Below are 10,463 nucleotides of genomic sequence, written 5' to 3'. Positions count from 1 at the left end.
CCTAGGAGCCTGTCGGACTATGGATGAATCGGCCGCAAAAGCGGGATGACGGCCCCAATTTTCCGAAAATTTTCGTCAAATAGCTCGCTATTCTCCTCGAATTTTCGAAAAATTGGGGCCGCCCTCCCACTCCCGCGGCTCGATCCCCCATAGTCCGACAGGCTCCTAGGAGCCTGTCAATCCGGCCGACGGGCGATCGTCGTCTCCACTACTTATCGAATCAGAAAACGGGGCTGTGCAATGGAACCGAACGATACCCTCGACTTTTCCAGCATCCTGGCGTCGAGCATCCACGACATGAAGAACTCCATCGGCATGGTGCTCAACTCCCTGGAGGAGATGATCGCCGACGAGGGCGGCGACGCCTGCACGCCGGAACGGGCGGCGCAACTGCAGTACGAGGCGCGGCGGGTCAACGACAACCTGATCTCGTTGCTAACGCTCTACAAGGGGGGCGAGGGGCGGTTGGCGGTGAACGTCTCGGAGCACAACGTCCACGACTTCCTCGAGGAGCGGATGTTGCACAGCAAGAGCATGCTGGAATTTCGCGGCATCACGTTGGAGATCGACTGCGAGTACGATCTGGAGTGGTACTTCGACCTGGAGCTGGTGGCGGGGGTGTTGAACAACGCCCTGGACAACGCGGTGCGCTACACCAAGGACAAGCTGCGGCTGGCCGCCGAGGTGGAGGGGGATTTCCTGGTGATCCACCTGGAGGACAACGGCCGTGGTTTCCCCGAGTCGATGTGTGTCTCCGGCGCCCCGGATGGCGGCGGCGTCAACTTCAACAGTGGCCGCACCGGCCTGGGGCTCTACTTCTCCTCGATGGTCGCCGAGGTCCACACCAATCGGGAGCACAAGGGCTATATTGCGCAGAGCAACGGCGGTGTCCTCGGCGGCGGGGTCTTTTCCATCTACCTGCCTTAGCCGTGAAGGGCCTGAAGGATATTCGAGGGATGGCCCCTTTCCATCCGTATTCCCTTCGTGGTCGAGTCAATCCCGATCGGGTAGGGTGTGCCGACGATAGGAGGCGCACCGGTCGGAAAGTGGCGCGCCTCGTCCCTCGGCACACCCTGCGCATATCTTTCCTTCATGCCTCTCATGGTCGAATCAACCGTAACCACCAGCGATGACGGTTGGCTGCAAGGCGCGCGGCGGGTAGCTTCGCCCAACTGCGACGAGCGGCCGGCGGGGGAGCGGGTGAGCCTGCTGGTGATCCACAACATCAGCCTGCCGCCCGGCGAGTTCGGCGGTCCTTACATCGACCGTCTCTTCACCAATACCCTTGATCCCGAGGACCATCCCTTCTTCGCCGAAATTCACGCGCTGCGCGTCTCCTCCCACCTGCTGATTCGCCGCGACGGTGAGTTGGTCCAGTATGTCCCCCTCGCGGCTCGCGCCTGGCACGCCGGGACGTCGAGTTTCCACGGGCGCGAACGCTGCAACGACTACTCCATCGGCATCGAGCTGGAGGGGGGCGACGAGGTGCCCTACCGCGACGCCCAGTATGCACGGCTCGCCGAGGTGACCGCCGCGATCCGCGCCGCCTATCCTGCCATCACCGCCGAGCGCATCACCGGCCACGCCGATATCGCCCCCGGGCGCAAGACCGACCCCGGCCCCGCCTTCGACTGGCACCGCTACCTCGCCTCCATCCGTTGAGCGCCCGCGGTGTGGCGCTTTCCGGTTGCCCGCAGCGGGGCAGTTTGGTTAGAATACGCGGCTTCCCGTTTGCACGGGTCCTCCTTGCTTCACCGCGTCGTGCGGGAAGCTGCTAATCCATAAGGGGTTTTTGGCTAATGCGTCATTACGAAATCGTCTTCATGGTGCACCCGAACCAGTCCGAGCAGGTGCCTGCCATGATCGACCGCTACCGCAAGACCATCGAAGGCAGCGGCGGTGCCATCCACCGTCTCGAGGATTGGGGTCGCCGCCAGCTGGCCTACCCGATCCAGAAGGTCCACAAGGCCCACTACGTGCTCATGAACATCGAGTGCAACAGCGAGGCCCTGGAGGAGCTGACCTCCGCGTTCCGCTTCAACGACGCCGTGCTGCGCAACCTGGTGATCACCATGAAGGGCGCGGTTACCGAGACCTCTCCCCTGGCCAAGGCTAAGGAGCAGGAGGAGTCCCGCGGCAGTGATCGTCGCGACGACTCCGCCGGTGAGTCGAAGTCCGACCGGAGCGAAGCGGACGAGTAATCGTCGGCTTCGCCCCGTCGCATCCCAGCATCTGAACGAGAGGTTGTTTCCATGGCCCGTTTCTTCCGTCGCAAGAAGTATTGCCGCTTTACCGCCGAAGGGATCACCGAGATCGACTACAAGGATCTCGTCACCCTGAAGAACTACATCACCGAGACCGGCAAGATCGTTCCCAGCCGGATCACCGGTACCAAGGCCAAGTATCAGCGCCAGTTGGCCAGCGCCATCAAGCGCGCCCGCTATCTGGCCCTGCTGCCCTACACCGACTCCCACGAATAAGGGGGGCTCGCCCCCCTGGCGGTTCGCGCCGGGTATGGAGTGCGGATGAAAGCGCTGGCCTCCTTCATCATGCGCGGTCGCCAATGGGCGGTGCTGGTGAGCGCCGTTGCCGCGGTGCTCTCGCTCTACCTGCCGCCGCTGAGTTACATCAGCGGGGCGGCGGTGACCCTGGTGGTATTGCGCCACGGGGCCTTCGAAGGGGCGTTGGTGACCATCGGCGCGGTCCTCGCCTCCGCCCTCTTCGGTTGGGTGGCGATGGGGACCCCGGCAGCGGCTGCCGGCTTCCTCATCGTCCTCTGGCTGCCGCTCTATCTCGCCGCCCTGGTGCTGCGGCGTAGCGTCTCCCTGGCGCTCACCTTCGAGGTGGCGGCGGGGATGGCGGGGCTCGGGGTGCTGGGCGATCCGGGGGCTTGGTGGCAGGCGCTGGTGGAGGAGTTGTCGCGGCAGATACCCGCCGCCGCCCTGGGTGACCAGGCGGCCGAAGTATCGCGAGTGATGACCGGCCTGGCGGCCAGCGCGGCGCTGGCCAGCCTGCTTGCCAGCCTGCTGCTGGCCCGTTGGTGGCAGGCGCTGCTCTACAATCCCGGCGGCTTCCGCCGGGAGTTCCACGCCCTGCGCATGGGGCGGGGGGCGCGGCTGGTGGCGCTGGCGCTGTTCGCCGGGGCCTCGCTCGGTGCCGATCAGGTGGGAGCGCTCTCCACCAATCTGGCGCTGGTGGCGGTGGTGCTGTTCCTTTTCGAGGGGGTGGCGGTGGTCCACGGCGTGGTCGCCCGGATGAAGTTGGCGCAGGGCTGGCTGGTGGCGCTCTATGCACTGCTGCTGCTGGCGCTGCCGCAGATGGCGGTGCTGCTCTCCGCCCTCGGCTATGCCGATGCGTGGGTGGATTTCCGGTCCCGGGTCAAACCGCGGGACCGCAATGACTGAATTTGAAACCTGTTTACATAGGTGGTGTGAACGATGGACGTAATCCTGCTGAGCAAGGTGGAGAACCTGGGCAACCTGGGCGACCGTGTCGCCGTCAAGCCCGGCTTCGCCCGTAATTTCCTCATCCCCACCGGGAAGGCGACCTCCGCCACCCCGGCGAACATCGAGCGCTTCGAGGCGCGTCGCGCCGAGTTGGAGGCCCAGGCCGCCGAGCTGCTGGCCGCCGCCGAGGCCCGTCGCGAGCAGTTGGACGGCAAGGAGATCACCGTCTCCGCCCGCGTCGGCGACGAGGGCAAGCTGTTCGGTTCGGTCGGTGCCGGCGACATCGCCGACGCGGTGACCGCCGCCGGCGTGGCCGTCGAGCGTCGCGAGGTGCGTCTGCCCGACGGCGCCTTCCGCAATATCGGCGAATACGACGTCGAGGTGCACCTGTACACCGATGTCGACGCCACCATCAAGCTGATCATCGAAGGCGAGTAATTCAATTCCCATTTTCCCGCCGCGGGGTGTGCGCGCTGCGCTTGCATACCCCCGCGGCGGGAAAATGGGAATAGATGTTGATGATGGATCGGCGCGGAGGCGGCTGAGCGGCGGGTGGGTGCGGTCGTTCCGTGCCCGCGTTTCAATGTGGGAATGGCGGGCGGTTTGACATGAATTTCGAGTCGACAGCCTTCATTCGCTTTGTCTTCCGATGAGTCGGCAGCCGTTCGATCCAGCGATGAACCGCCCCTTCCCCGGGGGCGGGCATGTCGATGAGGCGACCGAGGCGCTGCGCGTTCCGCCCCACTCGATCCAGGCAGAGCAGGCGGTGCTCGGCGGGTTGATGATCGCCAATGAGACCTGGGATTCGGTCTCCGACCGGGTCTCCGAGGGGGACTTCTACCGGCTGGAGCACCGGTTGATCTTCCGTGCCATCACGGAGCTGGCCCAGCAGAGTTCCCCGTTTGACGCCGTTACCGTCCATGAACGGCTCTCCAAGACCGCCGAACTCGACAGTGCCGGTGGCTCCTCCTATCTCGGCACCCTCTCCCAGAGCACCCCCTCCGCGGCCAACATCGCCGCCTACGCCGATATCGTCCGCGAACGTTCGGTGCTGCGCCAGCTGATCCAGGTGGGAACCGAGGTGGCCAACAGCGGCTACGTCACCGAGGGGCGGCCGATCACCGAACTGCTCGACGACGCCGAGCGCAAGGTGTTCGAGATCGCCGAGCAGTCGGCGCGCTTCTCCCGCGGCGGCGCCCGCGGCATGAAGGAGGTGCTGAAGAACGTCGTCGAGAAGATCGACGAGCTGTTCAACTCCGACAGCCACATCACCGGCGTGACCACCGGCTTCAACGACTTCGACGAGAAGACCGCCGGCCTCCAGCCCGCCGACCTGGTCATCGTCGCCGGGCGCCCGTCCATGGGTAAGTGCGTCGAGGCCTCCACCGAGATCGTGCTGGAGGACGGCAGCGTTGAGACCATCGAGACGCTCTATCGCCGTCGGCGTGCGCGGCTGCTTACCCTCGCCAACGATTGGCGGCTCCACGTCACCGAGCCCTCCGCCTTTGTCGATGACGGCGAGAAGCCGGTTTTTCGCCTCACCACCCGCCTGGGTCGCGCCATCGAGACCACCGCGACCCACCCCTACCTGACGCCCCGTGGTTGGCGTCCCCTGGATGAGCTGTCGATCGGCGAGCGGGTCGCGGTGCCCCGGGCGTTGCCGCTGTTCGGCGACGAGGCCATGCGCGATTGCGAGGTCAAGCTGCTCGGCTATCTGCTTGGCGATGGCTGTCTCACCCTCACCCGGGGGGCCCCCAAGTTTACCAATGTCGATACCCGCATGCAGGCCGATTTCATGGCGGCGGTTGCGGAGTTCGGTGGCGTGCGCGCCACCCTCAAACGGCGTAGTGGCCGTGCGCCGGATATCTCCATCGCCGCCGACGGGCAGGATGTCGCCCGTCACCGGGAACGTTTTGCTGCGGGGCTCCGTGGCGCCTTGGAAGCCGCCGGGCTTTCCGGTCGCCAGTTCGCCCTGGCGGTCGATGTTTCGCCCGCCAGCGTTTGGAACTGGACCCACAGCCGGAGTATGCCCGGTGCCGAACTCTTCTCCCGCGTTGCCGCGTTTTTCCAGCAAGAGCGGGTTGGTGAATGGGTGCCGGAAGGGCGTGAATGCGCCGCGGCCAGCAGCCGCAACGCGGTGACCCGTTGGCTCGAAGGGCTCGGTGTGTGGGGCAAGGACGCTCACGGAAAGTTCATCCCGGCCCCGGTGTTCCGGCTGCCGAGGTCGCTGATGGCGCTGTTCATCAATCGCCTTTTCGCAACCGATGGCTGGGCTACGCTGCTCAGCAGCGGTCGGGGCCAGTTGGGCTTTTCCACCGTCAGCGAGCGGATGGGGCGCCAGCTCCAGCACCTTCTGCTCCGTTTCGGCGTGATCGCCAAGCTGCGCTCGCGGCAGGTCAAGCTGGGTGAGCGGCGCCACCGAGCGTGGCAGTTGGACATCACCGATCCCGCCTCGATCATGACGTTTGCCGCGGAGATCGGCATCTTCGGCAAGGAGGAGGCGGTAGAACGGGTGGTCCGGGCAGTGGCCGGCAAGCGGCGCCAGACCAATCGGGATCTGATTCCGCTCGAGTTTTGGGAGGACCTGGCGCGCGCCAAGGGCGATGAGCCGTGGAGCCATTTGGCGCGTCGTGCCGGATTGGAAGGGAGCAGCAACATCCATGTGGGGCGTCGTGCCCTGAGTCGGGATCGCCTCGCCCGGCTCGCCGCCGCGTTGGACGACCAGCGGCTGGGCGATCTGGCGGCGAGCGACGTCTATTGGGACGAGGTCGCCGCCATCGATTACCTCGGGCGCAAACGGGTCTACGATCTCACCATCCCCGAGACCCACAACTTCGTCGCCAACGACCTCTGCGTCCACAACACCACGTTCGCCATGAACATGGCGGAGAACGCCGCGATGAAGGCGGGCAAGTCGGTGGCGGTGTTCTCGATGGAGATGCCGGCCGAATCGCTGGTCATGCGTATGCTCTCCTCCCTCGGGCGGATCGATCAGCACCGGCTGCGCGTCGGCGACCTGACCGACGACGACTGGCCGCGCATCACCTCCACCGTGCAGATCCTCTCCGAGGCGAAGATCTTCATCGACGACACCCCGGCGCTCTCTCCCACCGAGATGCGCTCCCGCGCCCGGCGCATCGCCCGCGAGCACGGCCTCGACATGATCGTGGTCGATTACCTGCAGCTGATGCAGGTGCCGGGGATGAAGGAGAACCGCACCGCCGAGATCTCCGAGATCTCCCGCGGCCTGAAGGGGCTGGCCAAGGAGCTCAACGTGCCGGTGATCGCGCTCTCCCAGCTCAACCGTTCACTGGAACAGCGCCCCAACAAGCGGCCGGTGATGTCGGATCTTCGCGAATCGGGTGCGATCGAGCAGGACGCCGACGTGATCGTCTTCATCTACCGCGATGAGGTCTACAACCCCGACACCCCCGAAAAGGGCAAGGCGGAGATCATCATCGGCAAGCAGCGCAACGGCCCCATCGGCACGGTGAACCTCACCTTCCTCGGCAAGCACACCCGCTTCGAGAACTACATCCCCGAGATCTACGGCGGCGAGGAATATTAGTGTTCCGCTCTACGATCAATGGCAGACAGCGGGACAACGGCGGGGTAGTGCACCGATGAGCTACGCCGCTCGCGCGGTGATCGACCTCGGCGCGCTGCGCCACAACCTTTCGCGCGTGCGCGCCGTCGCGCCGGACTCCCGGGTGCTGGCGGTGATCAAGGCGGACGGCTACGGCCACGGCATGCTGCGGGTGGCCCGCGCCCTGGAGGGGGCCGACGGCTTCGCGGTGGGGCGGATGGCCGAGGCGCTGGCACTGCGCGAGGCGGGGACCGAGCAGCCGGTGTTGCTGCTGGAGGGGGTGTTCGACGAGGAGGAGCTGCGCCTTGCCGCCACCCACGACCTTCACTGCGTGGTCCACACCTTCGAGCAGATCGCGATGCTGGAGGCGGCCTCGCTGCCCCGGCCGATCACCGCCTGGATGAAGATCGACAGCGGCATGGGGCGGATCGGTTTTTCCGCCGAGACGGCGGAGGCAGCGTGGCGGCGCCTCCACGCCTGCCCGGCGGTGGCGCCGGTGGTCCATCTCTGCTCGCATATGGCGCGTGCCGATGAGCGTGAGGGGCCCTACGCCGCCGAGCAGTTGGCCTGCTTCGAGGCGGTGGCCGCACGCCTCGACCCACCCGCCGGCTGGCGCTCGCTGGCCAATTCGGCCGGCGTCTTCGGCCATCCGCGGACCCACTTCGACTGGGTCCGTCCCGGCATCTCCCTCTACGGCATCTCGCCGTTCACCGAAGGCCACGGCGGGGAGCTGGGGCTACGTCCGGTAATGACCCTCTCCACCCGCCTGATCGCCATCCAGCAGCGCCAGGCGGGCGACGCCATCGGCTACGGCGGCGGCTACCGTTGTCCTGAGGCGATGCCGGTGGGGGTGGCTGCCATCGGCTACGGCGATGGCTATCCCCGCCACGCCACCGAGGGCACGCCGGTGCGGGTCAACGGCGTGCGCGTGCCGCTGGTGGGCCGCGTCTCCATGGACATGATCACCCTCGACGTGCGCGGCGTGCCCGATGCGCGGGTGGGCGACGAGGTGGTGCTGTGGGGCGAGGGGCTGCCGGTCGAGGAGGTCGCCGAGCACGCCGGCACCATCGCCTACGAACTCCTCTGCGGCGTCACCCGCCGTGTCGTGGTGGAAGAGCGGTAGGCCGCAGGTTGGGCGTGCATCCTTCCTTCGTGGCGCTCCACGCCCGTTGAGCGGGCGCGCCGAGATCCGCCGCATCCCCAGCATCAGAAAATTACTAATTGTGTCTTTGTTGGTTGCGCGTTAGCTTGTCTTTCCGTTCGATGAGATGGGTAGACAAGCGACAAGCGACAAGCGACGCTTTACACTCCTCGGTGATCAAATCATTTCGCCTGGCGGGTGATCTTTCAGTTCGTCGAGAAGCACGCCGAACTGATCGACTATCTCGATTATCACTGAAGGGGTAGAGCGGTCATGGACACCACCATGCACGATCCCGCCCATCTCGGCGAGGTGCTGCGCGAGTACCTCCCCGAGGGGATGAGCGTGAAAGAAGCGGCGGCCCGTCTCGGGGTGACCCGCCAGGCGCTGTCGGCGATCCTCAACGGCCGCGCCGGGATCAGCGCCGACATGGCGCTGCGGCTGGCCGAGGCGCTGGGGACCAGTGCCGAGATGTGGATATCGATGCAGGGGGCCTACGACCTGTGGACTGCGCGCAACCGCCCACGGCCGAAGGTGCGGCGGATCGCCGCGTAAGCCACACCCTTTTCCCGGGGTGTCGCGCCATCGGTGGGTATACTGCGGAGATCTCCACTTCGAACCGGGTCCCGCTCATGTCTCCCGCACGCCGCTTTGCCCCTTTGATTGCGTTCCTGCCGCTATCCGTGATGGCGGCGACCGACAGCGCCGTCTACGACTACCTCAACGCCCAGCGCGCCGCCGCCGGGATGAGCCCGCTGGCGATCAACGCCCTGCTGGAGCAGGCGGCGACCAACCACGCCGAGTATCTCAGCATCAATCGCACCACCGGCCACTGGGAGGACTCCGCCAACCGCGGCTACACCGGCGACTACGCCAACGGGCGGGTGGCCGCGGTCGGCTACTCATCGCAGCAGGTATCGGAGAATCTGGTCACCGGTTTGGCGGATGACACCGCCGCCGTCGACAACCTGATGGGGGCAATCTACCACCGGCTCGGTTTTCTCGATTTCACCATCGACGAGGTGGGCATCGGTTCGCTCCACCCGGCGTTGGCGGTGCTCGACCCCCAGTACGTCTATGACATGGGCAACGCCGGCGTGCGTGCGCTCTGCGAAGGGGCGGCGTTCGCCGGGAGTGGTGCGGTCGGCGGCGTCTGCGCCCCCGATCGTCCGGTCGACGGTGCGGCCCTTCGGCGCGCCCTGGATGGGGTGGCCAATGCCAACCCGTCGTGGGTGCTATGGCCGCCGGATGGAGCGCTGCGGGTGCCGCCCGCCTTCTACGACGAGGTTCCCGATCCGCTGCCGGACTATGCGGTGTCCGGTTATCCGATCTCCATCCAGTTCAACGACCGGCGGATGAGCGAGGTGCAGTTGACCTCGTTTCGCCTGTACCGGGTCGGCGATGGTCAGGAGGTCACCGATGTTCGGCTGCTCGATCGCTCGAACGATCCCGCCGGTGACCTCAGTGCCTACCAGTTCGCGCTCTTTCCGCTGGAGCGTCTCGCCTGGGACACCGAATACCGGGTCGAGGCGCGTTTCGTCGCCGACGGGGTGGTGCGCGGGCTGAGCTGGCAGTTCAAGACCCGCAATCCCGGTTACCCGCTCTATGCCGTCGCCGGTCAGGGAGAGACGATTTCGGTCGGTGCCGGTTCCACTCTCGCCGTCTATATCCCACCCTCCGCCGAGGTTCCCTACATGAGTCAGGTGCGCTGGAGTGCCAGCGGGGATGTCGCGGTGGAGAGCCGCTTCGCCGACAACAATACCCTCATTGTCTCCGTCACCGGCGCGGCCGGCGGCAGCGTGCTGTTCACCACCGACGCCGGGGGGTTCTCGGTCGTCACCACCGCGGAGGCCCCGCTTACGGCCCTGGATGAGGAGCCCGACTACGCCTCGCCGGCCGCCGCCTCGCCGGCCGCCGCCTCGGCGGGCGTCGAGCCGTCGGCCGACTGCGGCGAGCTGCCGCGCTACGAGCTGGCCGGCGAGCGGCTGACGATCCCCGCGGTGGCGGTGGGGGTGGACTACTTCAACGCGGAGTTGCCGCTGCTGTCGGCGGAGGGGCTGCGCTTTGCGGTGAGTGACGTGCAACCCGCTATCGGGGCCAGCGGTTGTGCGGGGGCGGTGTACGACCCGCTGAGCGGCGCGGTAACCCTGCCGCGGGTCGAACTGGTGCCGTCGTCGGCCGGTTATCCCGCCTATCGGGTGGTGTTGTGGCCGGCGCCCCGCGATGGGGAGCTGGGGTTTTCGGTGGGGGCCCTAAGACCCCTTTGACGATCTCACAAAAGAGGTAGCAC

The 10,463-nt window shown here is 66.4% G+C and carries 10 protein-coding genes; all 10 read left to right on the top strand.

What is annotated here, in order from left to right:
- Window positions 1–240: 240 nt before the first annotated feature.
- The 10 genes from ACYQ2W_RS17225 to ACYQ2W_RS17180 all read left to right on the top strand — a co-directional run bounded on the left by ACYQ2W_RS17225 (window position 241) and on the right by ACYQ2W_RS17180 (window position 10,440).
- A complete protein-coding gene (locus ACYQ2W_RS17225) occupies window positions 241–927 on the top strand; it encodes a sensor histidine kinase (RefSeq protein WP_459869761.1) in 687 nt (228 codons plus the stop codon).
- A gap of 174 nt (window positions 928–1,101) precedes the next feature.
- On the top strand, window positions 1,102–1,662 hold the full coding sequence (gene ampD, locus ACYQ2W_RS17220) for a 1,6-anhydro-N-acetylmuramyl-L-alanine amidase AmpD (protein ID WP_459869758.1): 561 nt from the start codon (window positions 1,102–1,104) through the stop codon (window positions 1,660–1,662).
- Between the two features lie 137 nt (window positions 1,663–1,799).
- On the top strand, window positions 1,800–2,201 hold the full coding sequence (rpsF, locus tag ACYQ2W_RS17215) for a 30S ribosomal protein S6 (protein WP_459869755.1): 402 nt from the start codon (window positions 1,800–1,802) through the stop codon (window positions 2,199–2,201).
- 51 nt (window positions 2,202–2,252) lie between these two features.
- A complete protein-coding gene (rpsR, locus tag ACYQ2W_RS17210; protein WP_459869752.1) occupies window positions 2,253–2,480 on the top strand; it encodes a 30S ribosomal protein S18 in 228 nt (75 codons plus the stop codon).
- A 45-nt stretch (window positions 2,481–2,525) separates the two neighbouring features.
- The gene (locus ACYQ2W_RS17205; RefSeq protein WP_459869750.1) at window positions 2,526–3,404 is read left to right on the top strand and encodes a hypothetical protein; all 879 of its coding nucleotides are present in this window, start codon (window positions 2,526–2,528) and stop codon (window positions 3,402–3,404) included.
- Window positions 3,405–3,437: 33 nt separating this feature from the next.
- The gene (gene rplI, locus ACYQ2W_RS17200; protein ID WP_459869747.1) at window positions 3,438–3,884 is read left to right on the top strand and encodes a 50S ribosomal protein L9; all 447 of its coding nucleotides are present in this window, start codon (window positions 3,438–3,440) and stop codon (window positions 3,882–3,884) included.
- A 238-nt stretch (window positions 3,885–4,122) separates the two neighbouring features.
- Window positions 4,123–7,014 (top strand): replicative DNA helicase, encoded by a 2,892-nt coding sequence (gene dnaB / locus ACYQ2W_RS17195; RefSeq protein WP_459869745.1) that lies wholly within the window; start codon window positions 4,123–4,125, stop codon window positions 7,012–7,014.
- A gap of 55 nt (window positions 7,015–7,069) precedes the next feature.
- Window positions 7,070–8,155, top strand: coding sequence for an alanine racemase (alr, locus tag ACYQ2W_RS17190; RefSeq protein ID WP_459869742.1), 1,086 nt, complete (start codon window positions 7,070–7,072; stop codon window positions 8,153–8,155).
- 291 nt (window positions 8,156–8,446) lie between these two features.
- On the top strand, window positions 8,447–8,728 hold the full coding sequence (locus ACYQ2W_RS17185; RefSeq protein ID WP_459869739.1) for a HigA family addiction module antitoxin: 282 nt from the start codon (window positions 8,447–8,449) through the stop codon (window positions 8,726–8,728).
- Window positions 8,729–8,859: 131 nt separating this feature from the next.
- Window positions 8,860–10,440: a CAP domain-containing protein gene (locus tag ACYQ2W_RS17180; RefSeq protein WP_459869737.1), complete on the top strand. Its 1,581-nt coding sequence runs from the start codon at window positions 8,860–8,862 to the stop codon at window positions 10,438–10,440.
- Window positions 10,441–10,463: the final 23 nt, after the last annotated feature.

The organism is Endothiovibrio diazotrophicus (assembly GCF_054657215.1).
This window is presented reverse-complemented; position numbering and strand designations above follow the sequence as displayed.

Excerpts from the sequence above, each read along its gene's own strand:
- rplI (WP_459869747.1), top strand. The coding sequence starts at position 3,438 with ATGGACGTAATCCTGCTGAGCAAGGTGGAGAACCTGGGCAACCTGGGC.
- ampD (WP_459869758.1), top strand. The coding sequence starts at position 1,102 with ATGGTCGAATCAACCGTAACCACCAGCGATGACGGTTGGCTGCAAGGC.
- alr (WP_459869742.1), top strand. The coding sequence starts at position 7,070 with ATGAGCTACGCCGCTCGCGCGGTGATCGACCTCGGCGCGCTGCGCCAC.
- dnaB (WP_459869745.1), top strand. The coding sequence starts at position 4,123 with ATGAACCGCCCCTTCCCCGGGGGCGGGCATGTCGATGAGGCGACCGAG.
- ACYQ2W_RS17180 (WP_459869737.1), top strand. The coding sequence starts at position 8,860 with ATGGCGGCGACCGACAGCGCCGTCTACGACTACCTCAACGCCCAGCGC.
- ACYQ2W_RS17185 (WP_459869739.1), top strand. The coding sequence starts at position 8,447 with ATGGACACCACCATGCACGATCCCGCCCATCTCGGCGAGGTGCTGCGC.
- rpsF (WP_459869755.1), top strand. The coding sequence starts at position 1,800 with ATGCGTCATTACGAAATCGTCTTCATGGTGCACCCGAACCAGTCCGAG.
- rpsR (WP_459869752.1), top strand. The coding sequence starts at position 2,253 with ATGGCCCGTTTCTTCCGTCGCAAGAAGTATTGCCGCTTTACCGCCGAA.
- ACYQ2W_RS17225 (WP_459869761.1), top strand. The coding sequence starts at position 241 with ATGGAACCGAACGATACCCTCGACTTTTCCAGCATCCTGGCGTCGAGC.
- ACYQ2W_RS17205 (WP_459869750.1), top strand. The coding sequence starts at position 2,526 with ATGAAAGCGCTGGCCTCCTTCATCATGCGCGGTCGCCAATGGGCGGTG.